Source organism: Holdemania massiliensis AP2 (assembly GCF_000327285.1).
Lineage (GTDB): Bacteria > Bacillota_I > Bacilli_A > Erysipelotrichales > Erysipelotrichaceae > Holdemania > Holdemania massiliensis.
On sequence record NZ_HE998570.1, the window covers coordinates 112,558 to 133,955 of the forward strand.

16 protein-coding genes and 2 other annotated features are annotated in these 21,398 nt (G+C 46.8%); of the genes, 7 read left to right on the forward strand and 9 right to left on the reverse strand.

The features are described from left to right. Positions 1–40 precede the first annotated feature (40 nt). The 4 genes from BN162_RS14735 to BN162_RS14750 all read left to right on the forward strand — a co-directional run bounded on the left by BN162_RS14735 (position 41) and on the right by BN162_RS14750 (position 3,847). On the forward strand, positions 41–1,045 hold the full coding sequence (locus tag BN162_RS14735; protein WP_020225892.1) for an ABC transporter permease: 1,005 nt from the start codon (positions 41–43) through the stop codon (positions 1,043–1,045). Next, positions 1,042–2,010, forward strand: a complete 969-nt coding sequence (locus BN162_RS14740) for an iron chelate uptake ABC transporter family permease subunit (protein WP_020225893.1) — start codon at positions 1,042–1,044, stop codon at positions 2,008–2,010. Before BN162_RS14735 ends, BN162_RS14740 begins: the two co-directional genes overlap by 4 nt. Further along, on the forward strand, positions 2,004–2,756 hold the full coding sequence (locus BN162_RS14745; protein WP_020225894.1) for an iron ABC transporter ATP-binding protein: 753 nt from the start codon (positions 2,004–2,006) through the stop codon (positions 2,754–2,756). The genes BN162_RS14740 and BN162_RS14745 overlap by 7 nt, the downstream gene beginning before the upstream one ends. 125 nt (positions 2,757–2,881) lie before the next feature. Then, a complete protein-coding gene (locus BN162_RS14750) occupies positions 2,882–3,847 on the forward strand; it encodes a siderophore ABC transporter substrate-binding protein (RefSeq protein ID WP_020225895.1) in 966 nt (321 codons plus the stop codon). Between the two features lie 61 nt (positions 3,848–3,908). Here BN162_RS14750 and BN162_RS14755 read toward each other — a convergent pair whose 3' ends face one another. The 4 genes from BN162_RS14755 to BN162_RS14770 form a co-directional block, all read right to left on the reverse strand. Further along, positions 3,909–5,537, reverse strand: coding sequence for a peptide ABC transporter substrate-binding protein (locus BN162_RS14755; protein ID WP_020225896.1), 1,629 nt, complete (start codon positions 5,535–5,537; stop codon positions 3,909–3,911). A gap of 176 nt (positions 5,538–5,713) precedes the next feature. Further along, positions 5,714–5,922 (reverse strand) — a binding site (T-box leader). Between the two features lie 135 nt (positions 5,923–6,057). Further along, a complete protein-coding gene (locus BN162_RS14760) occupies positions 6,058–7,128 on the reverse strand; it encodes a linear amide C-N hydrolase (RefSeq protein WP_020225897.1) in 1,071 nt (356 codons plus the stop codon). Between the two features lie 170 nt (positions 7,129–7,298). Beyond that, complete coding sequence (locus BN162_RS14765; RefSeq protein ID WP_020225898.1) at positions 7,299–7,655, reverse strand: hypothetical protein; 357 nt, start codon at positions 7,653–7,655, stop codon at positions 7,299–7,301. A 102-nt stretch (positions 7,656–7,757) separates the two neighbouring features. Continuing rightward, positions 7,758–8,549 (reverse strand): prepilin-type N-terminal cleavage/methylation domain-containing protein, encoded by a 792-nt coding sequence (locus BN162_RS14770; protein ID WP_020225899.1) that lies wholly within the window; start codon positions 8,547–8,549, stop codon positions 7,758–7,760. Between the two features lie 138 nt (positions 8,550–8,687). After that, positions 8,688–8,895, forward strand: a binding site (T-box leader). A 35-nt stretch (positions 8,896–8,930) separates the two neighbouring features. Here BN162_RS14770 and metG point away from each other — a divergent pair. From metG to BN162_RS14785, 3 genes are all read left to right on the forward strand, one after another. After that, complete coding sequence (gene metG / locus BN162_RS14775) at positions 8,931–10,859, forward strand: methionine--tRNA ligase (protein WP_020225900.1); 1,929 nt, start codon at positions 8,931–8,933, stop codon at positions 10,857–10,859. A 136-nt stretch (positions 10,860–10,995) separates the two neighbouring features. Beyond that, entirely contained in the window at positions 10,996–11,805 is an 810-nt protein-coding gene (locus tag BN162_RS18105) for a MerR family transcriptional regulator (protein WP_020225901.1), read from the forward strand. A 53-nt stretch (positions 11,806–11,858) separates the two neighbouring features. Continuing rightward, positions 11,859–13,769 carry a flavocytochrome c gene (locus BN162_RS14785; protein WP_020225902.1) on the forward strand — a complete coding sequence of 637 codons (1,911 nt, stop codon included), beginning with the start codon at positions 11,859–11,861 and terminating at the stop codon, positions 13,767–13,769. A gap of 208 nt (positions 13,770–13,977) precedes the next feature. Here BN162_RS14785 and BN162_RS14790 read toward each other — a convergent pair whose 3' ends face one another. The 5 genes from BN162_RS14790 to BN162_RS14810 all read right to left on the reverse strand — a co-directional run bounded on the left by BN162_RS14790 (position 13,978) and on the right by BN162_RS14810 (position 21,247). Next, complete coding sequence (locus tag BN162_RS14790; RefSeq protein ID WP_020225903.1) at positions 13,978–15,390, reverse strand: S10 family serine carboxypeptidase-like protein; 1,413 nt, start codon at positions 15,388–15,390, stop codon at positions 13,978–13,980. Positions 15,391–15,531: 141 nt separating this feature from the next. After that, positions 15,532–16,893, reverse strand: coding sequence for an ATP-binding protein (locus BN162_RS14795; protein WP_020225904.1), 1,362 nt, complete (start codon positions 16,891–16,893; stop codon positions 15,532–15,534). A 669-nt stretch (positions 16,894–17,562) separates the two neighbouring features. After that, positions 17,563–18,243 (reverse strand): hypothetical protein, encoded by a 681-nt coding sequence (locus BN162_RS14800; RefSeq protein ID WP_020225905.1) that lies wholly within the window; start codon positions 18,241–18,243, stop codon positions 17,563–17,565. Between the two features lie 179 nt (positions 18,244–18,422). After that, complete coding sequence (locus BN162_RS14805; RefSeq protein WP_020225906.1) at positions 18,423–19,313, reverse strand: damage-control phosphatase ARMT1 family protein; 891 nt, start codon at positions 19,311–19,313, stop codon at positions 18,423–18,425. Between the two features lie 122 nt (positions 19,314–19,435). Continuing rightward, a complete protein-coding gene (locus BN162_RS14810) occupies positions 19,436–21,247 on the reverse strand; it encodes an FAD-dependent oxidoreductase (RefSeq protein ID WP_020225907.1) in 1,812 nt (603 codons plus the stop codon). Between the last annotated feature and the right edge of the window lie 151 nt (positions 21,248–21,398).

Consider the following 21,398-nt stretch of genomic DNA (forward strand, 5'->3'; position numbering starts at 1 on the left):
GTTAGTTTAAACTAACAAATATTTAGGAAAGGAGAATGCTATGCTTCTGCGAGTTAAAAGTACGCTGATCTTAACGGTGCTGCTGATGGTATGCGCAGCCGCTTCCTTATTTATCGGCGTTGTGGATTTCAGCGTGATGGACATATTCAGCGGGAATTGGGAAGCGTTTGAAATTCTGATGATTTCGCGTCTGCCGCGGCTGTTGGCGATTCTTTGTACGGGCATGGGCATGAGCGTTGCCGGATTGATTATGCAGCAGCTGTGCATGAACAAGTTTGTATCGCCGACGACCGGCGCGACAATTTCCTCGGCCCAGCTGGGAATCTTGTGCGCGTTGTTGTTTATGCCGGGATCAACCCTTTGGGTACGCGCCGGCTTTGCCTTCACGGCGGCGATCGCCGGAACGTGGATCTTCGTGGCACTGATTCAGCGGATTCAATTTAAGGACGTTGTGATGGTACCGCTTGTCGGGATCATGTTCGGCAATGTGATCGGCGGCATTACGAATTATCTGGCCTATAAATATGAAATGACACAGGCGTTGTCCTCGTGGCTGGTCGGTCATTTCTCACTGGTGATGAAAGGCCGCTATGAACTGGTCATGCTGGTGGTGCCGCTGATCGCTGCCGCTTTTATCTTTGCCAATCATTTCAATATCGTGGGCATGGGCAAGGACTTTTCAAAGAATCTTGGCGTTTCTTACAATGCCGTTTTGTTTCTGGGACTAACGATCGCGGCCATGATTACCGCCAGTGTCGTCGTTATCGCCGGCAGTATTTCCTACATCGGTTTGATCGTTCCCAATTTGGTCACGATGTTTAAGGGCGATAAACTTCGCGGGACGCTGACGGATACAGCACTGTTCGGCGCGCTGTTCGTCCTGATTTCTGACATGATCGGCCGGGTTGTAATCGCTCCGTATGAACTGCCGATTGAGCTGATTGTGGGCGTTCTGGGCAGTCTGATCTTTCTTATCCTGTTATGGATGCGGCTTAACGGCAAGGGACGATTCATCAAAAAAGCGGAAGGAGGGTGCAAGGGATGAAACAGCGCAGTTTACAGATCAAAGCCCTGATTTTAATCGGCCTGGCTGTGCTGGCGGTGATCGGCTATCTGACGATCAACGTCAATCCGAAATATGCTGCCTATGCGATGGAGCTGCGCGTGCCGAAACTGTTGGTGATGCTTGTAACCGCCTTCTGCATCGGCGGTGCTTCGATTGTCTTTCAGACTTTGATTCAGAACAAGATCGTCACGCCCTGCCTGTTGGGAATGAATTCCCTGTATGCGCTGATTCACACGGCGGTGGTGTTCTTTCTCGGCTCCAGCAGTCTGATCGCCCGGCATCCGCAGCTGTCGTTTGTCGTCGATCTGGTGATCATGGGCGGCGCGGCGATTCTGATCTATGGGACATTGTTTAAGAAAATGAAGCATCAGATTTTATATGTGCTGCTGGCAGGCACGGTCATGTCGACCTTTTTCTCCAGCATGCAGACAACGCTGACCCGGATCATGGATCCCAATGAATACGACGCCTTATTAGGCTCGTTAGTTGCCAGCTTTTCCAACGTCAATTCCAGTCTGCTTTTGATTTCCACAGTGCTGATCACAGGCATCCTTGTCGTTCTGCGGCGGGAACTGAAGCTGCTCGATGTGCTGGCGCTGGGGAAAAATCAGGCAGTCAATCTGGGCGTTGACGTGGACAAAACTAACCGCCGGCTGCTTTTGGGCGTGACGATTCTGATCGCAATTGCGACGGCATTGGTTGGGCCGATTTCATTTCTGGGACTGATCATCGCCAATCTGTCGCGGCAGCTGTTTCAGACCTACCGCCACAGCTGGCTGATTTTCGGTTCGGCACTGCTGGGCATGATTGTCCTGGTCGGCGGTCAGCTGGCGGTGGAACACCTGTTTGCTTACAGCATACCGATCAGCGTATTGATTACGATTGGCGGCGGTTTCTATTTTTTGGTTCTGTTATTAGGCAAAGGGAGGCAGCAGGTATGGTAATTCAGCATCTGACAAAACAATATGGCAGAAAACGAGTTGTTGATGAGGTGAGCTTTGAGATTCCGCAAGGTCAGGTATTGTCGCTGATCGGTCCTAACGGGGCAGGAAAATCGACCGTTATGGGCATGATTTCAAGACTGGTCGCCAAAGATGCCGGTTTAATTCACTTTGAAGGTCAGGATCTGACAAAATGGAACAGCCGTGAATTATCGAAGCGGCTGGCGATCCTCACCCAGTCCAACAATATCCAAATGAAACTGACGGTTCGGGAGCTGGTCAGCTTCGGCCGGTTTCCGTACTGTCAGGGCCGGCTGCAGCCGGAAGATCAGGAAAAAGTCGACCAAGCGCTGGCTTATATGGAGCTGGATGCGATTGCCGATCAGTTTATCGACGAATTGTCCGGCGGGCAGCGGCAGCGGGCGATGATCGCGATGGTGATCGCTCAGGATACCGATTATATCTTGTTGGATGAGCCCACCAACAACCTTGACATCTACCATGCCACCAAGATGATGAAAATTGTCCGACGGCTGTGCGATGAATTAGGGAAAACGGTAATCCTCGTCCTGCATGAGATCAATTACGCCGCGTTTTACTCGGATTATATCTGCGCATTTGTCGAGGGCAGGGTAGCCCATTTCGGAACGGTGCAGGAAGTGATCACCAAGGAAAATTTATCAGAAATCTACGGCGTTGATTTTGAAATTCAACAGGTCGAGGGCCGGCCGTTATCCATTTACTATTAATCGATAAGAAGCGGACTTGTCAAAAAAACGGGGGATTATGCTTAAAAGTGGAATTGCGATGAAACGCATCCAGCGGCAGGCGCATCCCTGCGATTCGAAATTAAAAACAAAAAGGAGCAGAAGAAATGAAAAAAATAACAATATTCCTGTTGGCAGCCCTGCTGACACTTACCGGCTGTGCATCAAAACCAGAAAAGGATGGCCAGCCTGAACAGAAGCCGAATGAAACGATGACGTTGACAACCCTGAACGGAAGTCAGGAAATGATCTCCGTGGAAGTGCCGGTCGATCCGCAGCGGATTGCCGTGTTGGATATGGCGGTTTTGGATATGCTGGATAACTGGGGCTTGGGCGATCGCGTTGTCGGGATGCCGAAGTCATCCACGGTGGATTATTTAAAAGCTTATAATGAAAATGAAGCCATTGCCAATCTGGGAACCTTAAAGGAAGTGAATATGGAAGCGCTGATGGCCAGCGAGCCGGATGTGATTTTTATCAGCGGCCGGTTAAGCGCCCAATATGAAGCGTTGTCTAAAATTGCTCCGGTCGTGTATTTGAGCACGGATGCTCAGCTGGGCGTCGTGGAAAGTGTAAAACAGAATGCCATGAAAGTCGCATCCTTGTTTAAGATGGAAGAAAAAGCGGCTGAACAGCTGCAGCATTTTGACAGCCGGGTCGAAGCTCTGCGCCAGGCAGCCCAAGGCAAAACCGCGGTGATCGGCATGGTCACCAGCAGCAACTTTAATACTCTGGGCAATGGCAGCCGCTGTTCGCTGATCGGCAATGAAATTGGTTTTACCAATTTGGCGGACGACGTGGATTCAACGCACGGCAATGAGTCTTCCATGGAGCTGCTGGTCAAGCTGAATCCGGAATACATTTTCGTGCTGGATCGGGATTCTGCGATTAACACCGAAGGGGCAAAGCTGGCTCAGGAAGTTATGAATAACGAGCTGACCGCCAAGACGCTGGCAGCGCAGCAGGGACATATTGTTTACCTGACGCCGACGGTTTGGTATCTGGCAGAAGGCGGGATTACCGCGCTGGATGTGATGCTTCAGGATTTGGAAGCAGTTTTACTGAGCGAGTAAAGGAAAAGGATGGGTTTCCACTGTTTTATGGAAATCCATCCTTTTCTCTTATACGGAGAGATTATTGCAAAGTGACATAACCGTAGAATGGCGTTGTTCCCTTCTTTGTCGCATTCTGGATCTTTTCACTTTTGAGAATCGGCGTGTTGTAGCTGAACAGCGGAATAACGTAGGCCTGTTCTTCAACAAGATATTCTTCCACCGCATGCAGAGCTTCCATATATTCGGTGTGATCGATCAGTGCCGCGGCCTCAGCAACCATTTTGTCATAAGCCGGATCATCCACGGCCGCCACCACCTGCTGGCCGGTTGTCCACAAGGTCAGAAACTGCGACGGATCATCACTGGCTGTGTAGCCGTAACGGGAAAGTTCAAAATCACCATTATCAATCTGATTATAGAAGACGCCCGATTCTACCACTTCCAATTCACAGTCGATCCCGATATTTTTCCACATCGCTTCGAGAATCTGAGCAACATCGGAATGGATAAAGGAAGAAGAATACTTATATTTGATTTTCAGCGGGTGAGTTTCATCATAGCCGGCTTCCTTTAACAAGGCTTTCGCTTGTTCTGGATCATAGGCCTGCATCGTTCCTTTCGCATCGGCTTCCTTCCGGAAATCCTGATCAATCCCATTCAGGCCGGCCGGAACATAGCCGCCCAGTGCCTGGTAGTATTGTTCCGGCCCCAAGGTTGAAGCCAGAGCCTGTTTGTCAATCGAGATCGCCAGCGCTTTGCGCACTTTTGCTTCTTTCAGTGCTTCCGGGGCAGTCGCTCCGGAATTGAGAGCAATGAAATAAGAAGTAGGTGAAGGGATATTCCAGACTTCGTTCTGATTTGGATAATTGACGCCGACATCGACAGGAACATTCAGCGCCACATCAATTTCACCGTTTTTATATGCCAATGACTGAGCATCGCTGTCAGGCATGACGAGGAAGGTGATTTGATCCAGCGTGATTTCGTCAGCTTTGTAATAGCTGTCATTTTTGACGATCACCGCTTTTTCATTTTCGTTGCATTCGGCCAGCTGATAGGCTCCAATGCTTGGATAACCTGGCTTTAATGCCCAAGTTGAATCATGCGCATCCGCAAAGTCAGCTCTGAGCGGCGCCCAGACATTGCCGGTTAACAGATTGACAAAGAAAGCACACGGTTGTTTTAAATTCAGTACCAGCGTGGAATCATCCGGTGTTTCAACACCCTCAATTTCAATCGCGGAGGCATCCAGATTGGTGTTGGAAGCAATCTCTTCCGCGCCTTTGAGATAGGTTGTCAGATTGTAGATCGCCCAGGAATTATCTGCCCCATAAGTCAGATTTCGTAAAATCGCGTATTTGAAATCCTGGGAGGTCAGGGCCTGACCATCGCTCCAGGTCAGACCTTCCTTTAATGTTACGGTGTAGGTCAGTCCATCTTCACTGACGGTGTAATCCTCAGCCAGCTCCGGAATGACGGTGCCATTTTCATCCTTAGTCATCAGGCTGGAAACGGTATGAGCTAAAATGTAATTGTTGACAGTTTCTGTATTGTAGCCGGGATCCAGCGTGGTGATCTGGCTGCCGACGGCAACGGTAATGGCGTTCTGTGCTGTTTGCGGGGTTGGCGAAGAGGCGGAAGGGTTAGAAGAGCAGGCAGTGCTTAGCATTAATAAGCCTGCGCAGAGAAGTAAATTGATTTTTTTCATATTCATTTTCCTTTCTTGAGTTTGAAGCTTCTGGATTAAACAAGCATCGTCGGTAACGCTTCTCGGGATGATGGGTCGGGCGATTTCGGTTGTCAACTTGAAACTGTACGATCTGGATCATCCTCTCACTCCTTTCCAGAACCCATTAGGGAAAATAAAAATCGTCCCCAGCCTAAGCTAGAGACGATGGATTCGCGGTGCCACTCTAATTGCCGGTCTGTTCCGGCCTCCTCAGATCCTTAACGCGGATAATCGGACTTTCCTACAGATTTCAGAAAGCCATCTCCCAGATGCGTTTTCATCAGAATCAGTACCGCTGACCTTCCACTCTGTATCAGCTCGCTGGGGTTTTGTTCTGACTACTTTTTCTGTTCCTCGATGTTTTGTTGTTCTTAGTGTATGCGAAGGATGAAAGAATGTCAACAAGTTTTTGAATAAATTTTCATTTTTTAAGAAAAAGTTTTCAGAGGATAAAACAAAAAACTCCTTGTCTGGCAAACGGACAAAGAGTTCATTGAATTTAGCGGCTGAGAGAAACCTCAATCACCGTATCATAATTTCTTCCCGCAACGATCTTTGCGGTCTTTTTTGTATTGTTATACACAACCGACCACTGCGTAGCGGTTTGTTTTCCAGTATCCTCACTGATCTTATCCTGACTGACAGCTTGGAGCAGATCCATGGACTCCATTTCGGATAAGATGCCATGATTCTGAGTCAGCGTGTTTTCAAGAATTTCATAGCGATCCTGACCTTTGCCGAAACCATAGACATCTTCGCTGATCAAAAAATTGGTCAGATATTGTAATCCATCTGGTTCTTTGCGGATGACACGCAATTCATTGTCAATGTATTCAATAACCGCGCTGTTTCCCTGCGCGTCGGCCATCTGGAAATGATAAGAAGCGTTAGCAGAAGCGTGCATGTCCATATTTTCAAGCATCGCAATCGCTTCTTCAACATTGGCTGCTTTATCTAAGAGCCAGCGCATCGCCGAGGTCGTAGTCAGATCCAGCTTGTCCGTATTTTGCTGGGTGGGTTCATCTTTGATCAGTAAGACGCCGATTGAAAAGCCCATTTCATTCATGCCATCCATCATGACATACGGAGCAGCCAGACTCATAATTCCCGATGCAAAATTATCCGGCAGTTTATCCGCGTCATAACCTAAAACGGAAATATTTGCGACAGACAGTGAAGCATAGCCGTTTTTCGGATTGGTTTTGACGATCATGCTCGGAACATAATTTAAGTCATAATTCCGGCCGAACAGCCAGTCCCCGTCCTCTGTTTTTGCTTGAAACGTACTGCAGCCGAAATCCGGAATGTTGAACTTCAAAGGAAGTCCTTTTAAGAGATTTCCGACAACGAAGGAAACTAACTCAGAATCGCTGGAAGCTCCGCCCGATTGAACTAGTTTGTCCAAGCCGTAATCAGCTTGGTATTCAATCGAATACATCCCATAATCATCCACTTTTTTAATCGAAGCGATGGTCTGAATTTCTTTGCCGAACATCAGTCCAAAAGCTGCGATCACGATGATCAGAACAGCCAGCAGGCCGAATAACAGGCGTTTGATTGTTTTTTTCATAACTCCTCCAAATAATTTGATATACAAAACATTAAGCATTCTACCACCGATGCAGGAGGATTGCAAGTGTTTTGTAATACAAAGCATATCGGAGCGCTAACGCGAATACATCAATCTGTTGGAAGCCGGCACATTAAAAGGTCAGCAAGCTGACCTTTCTGAAACAGAGTTTATTTTATTTTCTCAACCTTCACGGTATTCAATTCGCTGTCCCCGGTAAGACTCAGTTCTCCGGTATAGGTAACCTGAACCTGATCCCCATCCTGAATCCCTTCCAGCGTTGTTCCTTCTTCTAAAGGGAAGACATAAGCATCCCGTCCGTCATCCAGGATAAACATCACATTTTTGATATCGCTGATCTTGCCGGTAATTCTTTTCTCTTCTCCATGAGTATCCGAATTTATTGGCTCTGAAATTTCCGGCTTAGCGGAAGCTTCCGGAGCCGGGCTTGGTTTCTCTTCCTTTCCGCATCCGGCTGTACCGAGCAACAGTACAGCTGTTAAAACGATCATCCATAATTTTTTCATCTGAAATCCTCCTGCTCCCCATCTGGGGCTTACAGTAGATTAGAGAAAATCATCATGGAAAAAATTGATATGCGGGAAGAATGTCATGGAGTTGTAAGAATTTTATTCAATATATTCAACAGGCTTCCAGCCATTATCATTCATTAATGTTTTTATTTTTTCCCAGCTTGAATTAGCGACAGAAATTCCTTTCTTACCGGTATACCATTTTTGGTCTTCTGGATTATAAATCATAGAAGTATACCAATTCCCAGTTTGGCTGTTTGAAGCAAATATAATAGAATTGGCTGAATCTAAACTACCATAAGCATCTTTATTATAACAGATTTGAATATAAAAAGGATCTTTGATGCCTGCTGCGGCAGTAATGCCTTTATCTAACTCCGGCCAACTTCCCCCATAGATTTCATCCCGCATAAAATCATAAATATGAGTATTATCCATAAATTTCCAGTTTATCAACTCTAGACGCTCCGATTCACTTAATTGACTTAAAAATTCATTGACTCCCATAACTGTATTTTGAATACCTAAGGGCGTCGTGTCTAAATTTCCTGAACTGATACTTCCATGCTTGGAACAACGGATTAAAGTAATCAATCCTTTGATTTCAACAACACTCAATTTGCCCCCGGAAGAACATTGCGGAGTAGAAATAAAATATTCATCATCTTTGTTAGCCAATAAGTCAGTGATAGAAACGGGTTCCCCTTTGATTTCGTAGGCTTTAACCATTTCCATCACCTTTTGGCGTGTCTGCCGGCACTGAACCTCGGCCGCCGTGGAAGTGAATCCGGTTAACCTTGGAACCAATATTAATAACAAAGCGACCAAGATCGCGATGACGACAATTAACTCAATTAATGTGAATCCACGCTTCTTCTGTTTTCTCATAATTATAACCTCGCCTCTGTAATAACCATTATAGCATGCTTTATCAGCGAAGAGATAGTGAAACAAACGTAAGAAAAAAGCAGAAAAGGCAAAGAATAAGGCTTTACATCGGCGATTTCTGCTACTATAATTAAGGACGTAAAGGTAGAGAAAAGAAGAGTAGCTTTGATATTTTAGATTTAGAGAGCCTGGTCAGGTGAAAGCAGGACTGAAAATCAAAGCGAACATGGTCTTGGAACTGATTATCCGAACAGCGTAGGATAAGACGTGACTTCGCGTTAAGAAGCAAGCGCATATCGAAATGATATGAAGTAAGGTGGTACCGCGCGAAATCAGCGTCCTTTCAGGGACGTTTTTTTATTATAAAAAGGAGGAATTTTTGTGAGCGAAAAATATTACATTACAACGGCCATCGCCTACACCTCAGGCAAGCCGCACATCGGCAATACCTATGAAATCGTGCTGGCCGACAGCATTGCCCGCTATAAGAGAATGCTGGGATATGACGTATTCTTTCAGACTGGAACGGATGAACACGGACAGAAGATCGAGGACAAAGCCAAAGCTGCCGGAGTAGAGCCGCAGCAGTTTGTTGATCAGGTGGCCGGCCAGATTAAAGAAATCTGGGATCTGATGAATACATCTTATGATAAATTCATGCGGACAACCGATCCGGAACATGAACGTCAGGTTCAGAAGATCTTTAAGAAGCTCTATGATCAGGGAGATATCTATAAGTCTGAATATGAAGGCTGGTATTGCAAACCATGCGAATCCTTCTTTACCGAAAGTCAGATTGTGGACGGAAAATGTCCGGATTGCGGCGCACCGGTCGAAAAAGCGAAGGAAGAAGCCTATTTCTTCCGGATGAGCAAGTATGCCGACCGGCTCTTAAAGCACATTGAGGAAAATCCGCAGTTCATTCAGCCGGAATCCCGTAAAAATGAGATGATCAACAACTTCATTAAACCGGGGCTGCAGGACCTGTGCGTATCCCGGACTTCATTTACCTGGGGTGTGCCTGTGGATTTTGATCCGAAGCATGTCGTGTATGTCTGGATTGACGCGCTGACCAACTACATCACGGGTTTAGGCTTTGACTGCGACGGCAATCATGGAGAAAAGTTCAAGCGCTATTGGCCGGCCGACGTCCATCTGATCGGCAAGGATATTCTGCGTTTCCATACGATCTACTGGCCGATTATGTTAATGGCGCTGGATCTGCCGCTGCCGAAGCAGGTATTCGGTCATCCATGGCTGCTGGTGGGAGAAGGCAAAATGTCCAAATCCAAGGGCAACGTCATCTATGCGGATGATTTAGTCCGCTACTTCGGCGTGGATGCGGTGCGGTACATTATGCTGCACGAAATGCCGTTTGCTCAGGATGGAACAGTGACTTATGAACTGATGATAGAACGGATTAATTCCGATTTAGCCAATATTCTCGGCAATCTGGTCAACCGCACGCTGTCGATGACCAACAAATACTTTGGGGGTTTGGTGCGTAAGACGCAGGTCAGCGATCCGATTGATGAGGAATTGATTGCCTTGGCGAAAGCGACGCCGGCCAATGTTCAGAAAAAGATGGATGAGCTGCGGGTGGCGGATGCCCTGGATGAAATTTTTGCACTCTTGCGCCGAAGCAACAAATACATTGATGAAACGATGCCGTGGGCGCTGGGTAAGGATGAAACTAAAAAAGAACGCCTGGCTACCGTGCTGTATAATCTGCTGGAATGCATTCGGATTGCGGCAGTTCTGCTTGAAAGCTATCTGCCTGAAACGTCAAAGGCGATTCTGGATCAGCTTCAGACCCAACAGCGCAGCTATGCTTCTGTGCTGACTTTCGGTCAGCTGGAAGACGGCATTCATGTCACCTCGAAACCGCAGATACTGTTCGCGCGGATTGATGAAAAAGAAATGCTGGAAAAAATTGAAGCTGATCAGCCGAAGAAAGCAGCGGCCAAGCCGGCGGAACCAGCGAAGCCGCAGATCACAATTGACGATTTTGCGAAGATTGAAATGAAGGTGGGCCAGGTCTTGTCCTGCGAGAAGCATCCGAAAGCGGATAAGCTGCTGGTTTCTCAGATTGATATCGGTGAGGAAAAACCGCGGCAAATTGTCAGCGGCATTGCGGGCAGCTACAAGCCGGAACAGATGATCGGCAAGAAGGTTGTAGTGATTACCAATCTGGCGCCGGCGAAACTGCGCGGGGTTGAATCACAGGGTATGATTTTAGCCGGTATGGGTGAAGATCAGATCGAAGTGCTTTCCGTGGAAGCTTTACCGGTGGGCAGTATTGTTCGCTGATCAAAACTGATGTTTGATGAACCGTAGGGTAACTTAAGCCAATTAAGAAAACCTTACGGTTTTTATTCAGTTAGATACAAGCTCATGAAAATGCTGAAAGGTACGAAGCAGCCTCACGAAAGAGAAGGAGGAAACAATGAAGAGTAGAATTAAGGAAACAGCCAACGCCATGAATGTCAGCAATGAACTGCTGCGGTATTACGAACGGCTGGGGTTGATTCATCCGCTGCGAAACGAAAGCGGATATCGCGAATACACGCAGCAGGATGTAGAGATTCTGACCGGAATTTTGCGGTATAAAAACATGGATATTCCACTGGAACAGATTAAGACGCTGATTTATGAAGGCTCTTTGGACACGTTGGAAGAAACGCTTTCGCAGAAAATAGAGGATTTCGAGTGGAACCTGAAAAAGCAGCAGGCGATCCTGCAAAGTATGATTGACTGCCGTCGGGAACTGAACAACGTGAAAACAAGCCTTCATGAAATCGAACTGACAACCAGTCCGGCGATTGTTCGATTCTCACTGTTTTCCAAGACCCGTATCATGAGCGAAATTGCCGGCGAGAAAAACCGGCAGTTTACAAATCTGCTTCCGATATCCTTTATTTCCCCGGTCGTCCGCAAACAGGATTGGACGAATAAAAAAAGTCAAATTGAATTTGGTTTTGGGATCGCGCTCAACGATTTTCAGGAATTTCAATTAACCTGGTTTGAGAACTATGAGAATCATCCCTCAAATCTGGCCTATTCGTTTCTGATCGAAACCATTGGGGAGGACCGACTGAATCTGGCACATTTTCATTGGGTTTTGGAATATGTTTGCCAACAGGGTTATGAAGTGAATGGCGATTGTTGGGGTTACACGTTGGGAAACTGTGTGGGCAAGGATCAGGAACATCACCGCTTTCATCGTTTTTATCTTCCGGTCATTAAACGGGGTTGACCTTACAAACGTTGTAGGGGTTATGATAGGAAAGTCACAAGGAGGAAATAAATGTGAAGAAACTAGCGGTTTTGTTCTTGTCTGCGATGCTGCTTCTGGGGGGATGCACAACGCAGGAAAAGAAAACATCAGCGTTCAAAGCTGGAACGTACAGCGCAACGGCAGAGGGTCGAAATGGTGAATTGACGGTCGAAGTTGTTTTATCTGCGGATAAGATTGAATCAGTCACGGTGACCTCGCATCAGGAAACAGAAGGCATTGCGGATCCAGCCATCGAAAAGATTCCCAGTGCGATTGTAGAAGCCCAGGGATTGGGAATTGACGCGGTTTCCGGCTGCACGATAACCAGTGAAGCGATTCTGGCGGCCGCCTCTTCAGCGCTGGCTTCCGCGGGCGCGGATGTGGAAGCACTCAAAGAAATTCATCTGAGTGCGGCAGCCGGTGAAGACACGGAGGAAACTGTCGATGTGGTCGTTGTCGGCGGCGGCGGAGCCGGGATTGCGGCAGCGAGCAGCGCGGCGGAACAGGGCGCCAGCGTCATTCTCGTTGAAAAAACATCGGCTTTGGGCGGCAATACGCTGGCCAGCGGCTTTGCGATGAATGCCGCGGACCCGGAATTGGAAAATCAGCTGGATGCGCTCAATGGTCAAGTTGAAACCTTGAAGGCTGTGCTTGATTATGATGAAAGTGAGTTCGGGGATTATGCAGACACATTGAAAACCTTGAAAACACAGATTAACGAATACCTTAAGGGCGATACAAGCAAAGAATTCGATTCGGTTGAATGGCATATCATTCAGACCTACCAAGCCGGAAAACGAGTCGACCTCAGCGGCGAGGAAATCAGCGGTGATTTTGATCTGGTTCGGATCTTATGTGAAAAATCATTGGAAACCTTCCATTGGCTGGGGGATACAGTCGGCGTAGCTTTGAGTGACGAATTATCCAGTCCGGTCGGATCTCTGTGGTTAAGAGGTCATAATTTTGAAAGTAAGGAAGGCGTCTTCGCTTCGGCGCAGCAGTATATCGAAGCGCATAACGGAAAGATTTATTTAGCTACCCGGGCTACCGATCTGATTCTGGACGGGGATGCGGTCACGGGAGTGATCTGCCGCAAAGAAGATGGATCCACCTTAACGATTCATGCGAAAAATGTCATTCTGGCAACCGGCGGCTTTGGCGCCAATGGGGAAATGGTAAAAGAGTACAATACCTACTGGCCAGCGATTCCAGAAGGCATTAAAACCACCAATGTTGCCGGGGCAACCGGCGATGGAATTGAACTGGGCCTGCAGGCAAAAGCTTCGCTGACAGGCATGGGCATGGTTCAGCTGATGCCGACAGCCAGCGCCGTGACCGGTCAGCTTGCGGACGGTCTGTTGGTGCCGAGCCAGTATTACATGTTTGTCAATCAGGAAGGGAATCGCTTTGTCAACGAATATGCGGAACGGGATGTCTTAGCCAGTGCGGCTTTAAGTCAGACCGACGGCGTTTTCTACCACATTGCCGATCAGAATATGATCCCAACGCTGCAGAACAAAGCAACGCAGGAACAGGTCGACGCGATGGTGGAAAAGGGAATTCTGTATAAGGCAGAGAGTCTGGAAGCCCTGGCTGAACAAATCGGATGTCCGAGCGAGAATCTGATGGCTTCGGTTGAAAAATACAATTCGTATGTCGACGCGGGAAACGATCCGGATTTTGGAAAGAATGTTTTCGGCAGTAAAATTGAGACCGCCCCTTACTATGCGGTTATCGAAAAACCGAGCGTTCATCATACGATGGGCGGACTGACGATCAATACGGAAGCTCAGGTTTTAAATGAAGCTGGCGAAGCGATTCAAGGTTTATATGCCGCAGGGGAAGTGACCGGCGGTATTCATGGCGGCAACCGTGTCGGCGGCAATGCCATCGCGGACATTATGGTTTTCGGAAGAATTGCCGGAGCCAACGCCGCGAAATAAAGGCAGGCAGCAGCTGGAAAACTAGGCCTGAACAAACATAGGTTATTCGAATAGATCAAACCGCAGTGAGAAGGAACATCTTGGGTGTTTCCTGAACGTTGCGGTTTTTTCTTTTAGAAGCATAGCTAAAAAACAAAGTCTTCTCAAACGCAAATGAAAAAACGGATGCTTTGCTTTCGAGCGCGAACATCCGTCTTGATGCTTGACTTTATTTTTCGATGGCCTGTGTGAAGAAGCGGCGCATATCTGCAGCTAATAATTTCGCACTTTCCTCACCCAGATAAGCCATGTGTCCGGAAGGATATTCTCCAACCAGAACCCGGCTTGGATCTAAATGCGAATGCGTAGCCAGATAGCGGGCATTGCCGGCTGTAGTGCACAGATCATACAGACCGCTGGCAAAGAAGACACGCAGCTTGGGATTCCGCCGCATCGCTCCGGCTAAAGCTTGGGCCGGGGAGGTCTTTGGCTTGCGCTGCCATGTTTCGTTGACGTCAAAGACCAGACCCTTGCTGCTGCGGTTGAACGTAATGTTCAGTTCCTTGCAGATTAAGGCAAAGGCGGTCTGGAAGGCCGGGGTGTATTGTCCCATGGCTGGATCATCGGCGATGACGTTGGCGTCCTGGATGGCCGGATCATCATTCCAGGTATAGCGGCCGTCATAGAAGCCGACAGCCAGGCCCTGATCTTTTAAAAGCAGGTGAGCGAATTCCTTCTGCATGTCAATCCGCAGATGGTGACGAATCCAGAATGCTTTCTCGATGCCGGTAAAATGTTCCAGCTTTTCGGCAATGGCTTCCTGCTGCTCTTGCGGCAAGGCGTCGCCCTGGAATAATGCGCTGAGATATTCGGTTTGGGCAAATTGCGAAGCCGCTTCGATGAACTCGCCGCGGGAAGGCTTGCCCTGGGGATGATGATAATGATGAGTGGCTGCCATCGTGATCAGATTGACGGCAGAAGGTTCTGCCGGATTGGCTTCAAAGAAAGTGCTGCCTAAAAGCATGATGCCGCTGACCGACAGACCCAGGGTATCTGGTTTTACGGGTCCGGCTCCTAGCAATTCAGCCGCCAACAAAGCCGAGCGTCCGGTGCCGTAGCTTTCACCGGCTAACAGAATTGGGCTGTTGCGGCGGTTGTAGCGTGTCAGCCATTGTTCGATGAACAGGGCCATAGCCTTCACGTCGCCGTCCGCGTCATAGAATTCAGCGCGGGCTTTTTCCTGAATCAGCCGGCCGAAACCAGTCCCGACCGGATCGACCAGAACCAGATCGCACAGATCGAGCAGGCAGTGCGGATTGTCTTCCAGCTCAAACGGCGGAACGGTCGGCAGATGCAGCTCATCTTCCAGCTTGATTCGCCGCGGTCCGAATAAACCGGCATGCACCCATAGGCTGGAACAGCCCGGCCCGCCGTTGTAGGCAAACAGAACCGGTCGGGTTGACGGATCTTCAATATCGCTGCGAAAATAAGCATAGGAAAAAAGGGTTGCGGTCGGCTGACCTTCTTCATCAACAAAGAAATTATCTTCGCTGACGGTGCGGTAAGGAATCGTCTGGCCCTTTAGGACAATTGATCCCTGTGATTCAAATCTGGATTTTTCAAGACATTCTTCAATTCTCATGGTATTCCCCCACTTTCAGATTCTTTATTTTTTTAGTATAACCTCAAAGGAGAGGAATGACAAGCTTGAGGGAACATCCATTCCTTTTCATTTGCCGCGAAAACAAATATAAAAGGGAATAACCCTGCATGTCTTTTTCCTTTAAAATGTTGTCATATTCCCTTCGGCGAGGTCTTTTGCTACAAATGGGAAGAAATAGAACGGAACAGTCAGCAGCTTTTGTTCAAAATTGTAGCCGAAGTTGTTTCTAGATGCCTTAATGGCATATTCAAACTTATTATGATTAGAGAATTTCTCAAGGGAATTCAGTGTTCCTTTCCCTTTTTTTACATCGATGGGGTATAGTTTATTATCACTCTCGACGATAAATTCAAGCTCCGCGGTGGATTTGCCTTTCCAATAGAAAAGATTGTTCCCCTTTGCAGTCAACTCGTTTGCGATAAAGTTTTCAAAGAATATGCCCGATAGAGTGTTTTCTCTCTCGTTTGACACAAAGGATACCGAATTGATGCCGCTTTGATAAGAGAACATACCCATATCGCAAAGAAACAATCGGAAATAACTATCTTCATCTGCAACAAGCGGCATTGTAATGTGTTCTTTAAGTTGATAGGACTGAATTACAATGTGAGCCAACGTGAGCCACTGGATGGAAGTTGCAAAATCTCTTGTTTTTGCTTTGGCTTCTACGAGGCTCGGAGAGAAGTTTTTATTTTCCTTGTTAAGTTCTTTGTAGATGTTGGAAAACAAAGCTCTTGAGCGAACGATCGCTTCCTGACTTGCTTGATAAAGCTCCATATCGACAAGATAGTTGTCATAAAGCTCTTTCAATATCTCACGGGAAGCAAGCAGATCACCATCCTCAATATAACTGTCCACAGCTTCAGGCATACCCCCAACGAGCAAGTATCTGTAAACCTGTTCCATCGCAAGCTCGTGAATCGCTGCTTCAAGTGGCTTTTTGGCTTTGTATGCTTTTTGAATTGTATCGTACATTATTCGATTTTTGTTCATCAAAAATTCGTCAAAGGAAAGCGGATAAATCGTGATTTGATTGATCTTTCCAACCGGAAAGAGAAACTTCTCATGACTACCACCCCGTTTATGAGTTGTTCTCTGAATTTTGATTCGTATCATTGAACCGGTTGCGATGACAGGAATGTTTCTGAAATCTTGGCAAAAATATTTTAATGCCGATATGATGTTGGGGCATTCCTGTATCTCATCAAAGATAAGCAGGGTGTTCTCATCGATATGTCTGCCCTTAAGCAAAGAGAGGTATTCTATGATTTTCTCAGCGTTTGCGGTTTTTTGACAAAACTCGTTTACATTATCATCAATTTTAAAATCAATGTAAATATAGTTATCCTTATAATATTTTTCAGCAAAAAGGTCTTTGACAAGATAGGTTTTCCCTACCTGACGGGCACCCCAAACAATGAGAGGTTTTCGCTTTTTATTTTGAGTCCAAGCTATCAAATTTTGCATCGCAAGTCGTTCCATAAACAATCCTACTAACTGTTTGTTAAAATGATTGTATCATATCTTGTACCATTTAGCATGTTATTTAGATAATTGTTTGCACTAAATGATGTGCTTTACAAATCGTTATTTGCACCTTTTAAGTTTTTTTGCAGAAAATTGACAGTGCAGTAAAGAAAAAGTGATAATCGTCTTCCTTTTTATTTTAGAGTGGCTTCTATAAATCTTCGGCACGCTGCGAACCATCACTGACAATGATAAGAGCGTATTGTTAACTACTTACCACCTAAAGAAAGTGGGCGTGTAACTTAACGGCTTACGCCTCCAACTGTTAAATCCCATAAGATATTATTATCTAAAGCAGCGTTACATCAAAGGGGGATTGGCAACACCCTTTACAGTAAAGATTTACTCTATTGTAACTATACGGAGTTCTTGACTATCTGTGAGATAGTTTATTCCTCCACGATCTAGTTTCATTGCTCCAATACGATCGCTTTTCTTAATCCTATTATAGGAAACCTCTTCTCAAGGCCATTGGGTGAAATCATAGGAGTTATTAATTAATCTCAACACTTATCTTAAAAAAGAACGAATATCTTTGAACAAGAAATCTAAATTGAGTAATAGGGGATGATTATTTATAAAAACCAATAATCAGCTTTGCAGCAATACGTTAATCAAGCTGGTTTATTTTTTTGCATCATACGTTAACTGAGTATAGGGAATGGTAGTGTCAATAAGTGTGTGAACTTGATTTATGTTCATTCCGTAGAACTCTAAATACAGACTATTTTCAATTAAACTTAAATCGTCAACAAAAACAAAAACAACTGATCTGTATTTATAATCTGTTTCAAATTTCTTCAATATTGTTTCAGCGATTCTCTCATAATAGGTATCATCTGAATTTCTGTCTTTTTTAGTTAAAGCTATAGCTGCGTTGAAAAATTCTCCGCCGGTCCAAAATAAAGATTTAAAATCACAATTCAGAACAGAGCTGATAAACGCTTTATTATTTTCAGTAAGTAAAATTCTTTCTTTAAAATAAGCAAGCTCTGTTTTATCTTCCCTTACATTCTTGATCATATCCTTTTCCGGACTTAATTGATGCGTGTTATAGAAGTGATAAAAAGAATCGTCAAAACTGATTTCATATAAATAGTTAATTTTCGTTTTGTTATTTTCTTCCAAATATGAGGCACCGATCAAATTGTTAACGGTAACTTTCACTCCATAAACTTCTTCGTAAGCATTCATGATAAGATTTGGCAGTTCTTCAATTTCGTATTCAGCAGGAGGAGCTTTAGAAATAAAAGTACATCCAGGGAAAACAGCGAATACTGTAAGAAAAACTATTAATTTTTTCATTTTTCCCTCTGCGGCTATGGTTGAGCTTTTTTTGCTTTTGTCTTCGATCTGAATGTTAAATTATACAGTATGCCTGACTTGAGCTGTCTTCTAACTTTCAGCTGCGTTTTTCAATCTTATAGTAAGCTGAGATATTTGATTCAGAAACTGCCTAGACTGCTGATCAATCAGCAACTGCTTCATCGCTGAACATTATGCTGTTTCGCTTCGGGATAATGAAGACAGACCAGAGAACCAAGAGTCTGCTTTGTCCGTTTGGCGAGGACGGTGCATTTGACTTTCATTATAAAGTAGCGGTTCTTTTCCGGAACATCCACTAAGCATTCAAAATTGGCCTGCCCTTTGCATAAAAGCAGATCCGCTTGGTCATAGACAGCCCGAAATTCCGCACTGGTACGCGAAAGCAATGTTCCCAAGGCATCATCGCCATTGCTTAGAATCCGGGCGAATTGTCCGATTCCAGCCTGACTGGCATCGGCTTTGATCACATCGTTGACCACCGGTGCACCGCGGACAGCATAGATCAGATTCAGCTTGGGATTCAGCTGATGGATCTGTTCAAGCAGCAGCCGGTCGATGACGACTTCACCAAAATTGTCGCCCAGCATCAGCAGGGTTTCAGACTGCAGACAATCCTGTCTCAGCGCTTCTGTCTGGTCCTCAGTAAAAGCAAGAGTCAACGAAGCGTGGAAATTGTTGAGCATTTGTTCAAAATTGGGATGATGAATCGGATTGAAATCAAACCCGTTGGCCAGCGCGTCAATCCAGAGTGCCTCGGCAAAGGGATCGGCAGCTTGATCAATCCGCTGGGCGAGGGCAGGAATTTCTGCGAGTAAGCGGGCATTGACTTTTTGGCGCAGTTCGGCATAGGGATCCTCAGTACAGACAGTCTGCTTTACTAAGCGGTAAATATCGCCAATCGCTGCCGGTGCGGGCTGTTCAAAATCCAGCGCTGCCAGTTTTGCGAAGACGGCGCGATAAAAAGCAGGGCGTTTGGATTCGCAGATCTGTTTGGCACAACGGACCGCCTGCGACACGATGCAGGGCAGACAGGCATCCTGAATTTTCATGGCGCAACCTTCTTTCTTTACCTTAAGCATAGCAGGCTGACCGAGGGAAAAGCAAGCGCGGCTGTAAGCTGACAAAAAAGCGGCCGGCAGAAAGCCGAACCGCTTGAAACGAGGGGAGAAACTTATTTGTTGGCTGCTGCCTGCTGACCTGCGATCCGTCCGAAATAGACGGCGCCGCCGATCGCCATGCCGCAGCATGGATATTCGTCGCCGAACAATCCGGTAAAGGCGACTTCACCGGCCGCATACAGACCTGGAATTGGGTTGTTTTCCGTATCCAGCACCTGAGCCTGAACATTGGTGACTAAACCGCCGAAGGTGACGGTTACACTTGGACGCAGTTTCAGGGCGAAGTAAGTTTCGCCTTCAACCGGCATCATGTGTTCTGCCGGCTTGCCGAAATCTTCATCCTTGCCGCTGGCGCATAATTCGTTGTAACGGTCGATTGTTGCCTGCAGTTCAGCGGCATCGACTTCCATCAATTTAGCCAGTTCTTCAATCGAATTGGCTTTGATCGTCTTCTCTAACGACATCGCATACTGTACGGTTGGGGTTGTGTCGTTGGCTGTAGCGAGATACCAGCCGTAGCTGCTTCCGCTCTTGGCGAGGGCATTGCCGACATGATACTGATAGGTATATTCGTTGGCGACACGCTTGCCTTCGGCATTGACGATCAAGCCGGCTTCTTCATTGATGCCGACGCCGGAATTGAAATCCAGGTAAACTGTCTGAGTCGCCGGAGCATCAAAGATCTGAGCGTTGACCTGCTTGCCCATCGTTAAGCCGTCGCCGAGGTTGCCGGCGGGAACGGATGTTACAAAGCCTTCTGTGGATTCAGCATAACGCTGCATCATTTCCTTGTTCTGAGCATAACCGCCGGTCGCAAGGATAACGTTTTTAGCGTTGACTGTCAGCTTGCTTCCATCGGCCTTGGTTGCGCTTAAGCCGACAATCGCTCCGTCCGCATCGGTCAGAATGGTTTCTGCAGTTGTATTGTAATAAATTTCGCCGTTGTTCTTGAGGTATTCTTCTGTCATCGGCACGGTGATGTTGCCGCCGAAGCCGTCGGTCATGCCGCCGCCGCTGTGGCCTGCCGCATTGGTGGTGTTATGAACACGCCATGGAGTTAAAGACTGATGAATGGCTTCAACGTCAAAGATCATAACGCCCATGTCTTCCAGCCACGTCATGTTTTCCACAGAATCGTTGCAGAAAGCGGTGATCATTTCATCATTGAGCTGTTCGGCAGCACCGTCCATGGTTTTCATGTAGTCCAGCATCATTTTCGGAGTATCTTCATAACCCTGCTTTTTCTGCCATTCTGTTCCGGCAGCCAAGAGCTTGCCGCCGCTGCGGGTTGTGGCGCCGCCAGTCACACCCTGCTTTTCCAGAATGATGACTTTTGCGCCGGCACGGCTCGCTTCAATGCCTGCGGCTAAACCGGCAGCACCAGCGCCGGCAATGACGACGTCAGCGTCCAGCGTCAGATCTTCCGGATTCTTTTCCACCGGTACGTTCTTTAAGGCTTCAGCATCGCCGCCGGCTTCTGTAACCGCGCTGGCTACTGCGTTTTTGATGGCGGCAGTGGTAATTGTCGCGCCGGTGATGTTGTCCACACCCAGTGACTGCGTTTCGACGATCTGCTTTGGCAGAACTTCTACCGGGGAAGTTTCCAGGCCGTAGCCGATACCATAAGTCTCCTGATGACTTTTAACGGTGACATCGGTGATCGCATCGGCGCTGACGGTGACATCCACGCTGATTTCACCCTTCATGCCATTGGCAGTTCCGGTATAGGTTCCGGCTGTGTAGGATGGTTTCGCATTGGCGTCCGGGGTCGGCGCCGGCTTGTCGTTGGTGCCGCAGGCGGTCAAGGACAAGGCCAGGACTCCGCACAGAAGCAGCGCTGTGAACTTGCTTGCTTGTTTCTTCATTTCTTTCCACTCCTTTTTTGTTAAGGCTTTCGCAAACTCATTATACAATGTCCTGTGACAGGAAGGTCAATCCCCTCTTTTTTGGTTTGTTTAATTCGTGTATAATGAAGAAAACAAGGTGACTATGTGAGAAATGATAGTGCTTTCACGA

Excerpts from the sequence above, each read along its gene's own strand:
- BN162_RS18105 (WP_020225901.1), top strand. The coding sequence starts at position 10,996 with ATGAAGAGTAGAATTAAGGAAACAGCCAACGCCATGAATGTCAGCAAT.
- BN162_RS14795 (WP_020225904.1), bottom strand. The coding sequence starts at position 16,893 with ATGGAACGACTTGCGATGCAAAATTTGATAGCTTGGACTCAAAATAAA.
- BN162_RS14760 (WP_020225897.1), bottom strand. The coding sequence starts at position 7,128 with ATGAAAAAAACAATCAAACGCCTGTTATTCGGCCTGCTGGCTGTTCTG.
- BN162_RS14735 (WP_020225892.1), top strand. The coding sequence starts at position 41 with ATGCTTCTGCGAGTTAAAAGTACGCTGATCTTAACGGTGCTGCTGATG.
- BN162_RS14765 (WP_020225898.1), bottom strand. The coding sequence starts at position 7,655 with ATGAAAAAATTATGGATGATCGTTTTAACAGCTGTACTGTTGCTCGGT.
- BN162_RS14800 (WP_020225905.1), bottom strand. The coding sequence starts at position 18,243 with ATGAAAAAATTAATAGTTTTTCTTACAGTATTCGCTGTTTTCCCTGGA.
- BN162_RS14790 (WP_020225903.1), bottom strand. The coding sequence starts at position 15,390 with ATGAGAATTGAAGAATGTCTTGAAAAATCCAGATTTGAATCACAGGGA.
- BN162_RS14740 (WP_020225893.1), top strand. The coding sequence starts at position 1,042 with ATGAAACAGCGCAGTTTACAGATCAAAGCCCTGATTTTAATCGGCCTG.
- BN162_RS14745 (WP_020225894.1), top strand. The coding sequence starts at position 2,004 with ATGGTAATTCAGCATCTGACAAAACAATATGGCAGAAAACGAGTTGTT.
- BN162_RS14770 (WP_020225899.1), bottom strand. The coding sequence starts at position 8,549 with ATGAGAAAACAGAAGAAGCGTGGATTCACATTAATTGAGTTAATTGTC.
- BN162_RS14805 (WP_020225906.1), bottom strand. The coding sequence starts at position 19,313 with ATGAAAATTCAGGATGCCTGTCTGCCCTGCATCGTGTCGCAGGCGGTC.
- BN162_RS14750 (WP_020225895.1), top strand. The coding sequence starts at position 2,882 with ATGAAAAAAATAACAATATTCCTGTTGGCAGCCCTGCTGACACTTACC.
- BN162_RS14755 (WP_020225896.1), bottom strand. The coding sequence starts at position 5,537 with ATGAAAAAAATCAATTTACTTCTCTGCGCAGGCTTATTAATGCTAAGC.
- BN162_RS14810 (WP_020225907.1), bottom strand. The coding sequence starts at position 21,247 with ATGAAGAAACAAGCAAGCAAGTTCACAGCGCTGCTTCTGTGCGGAGTC.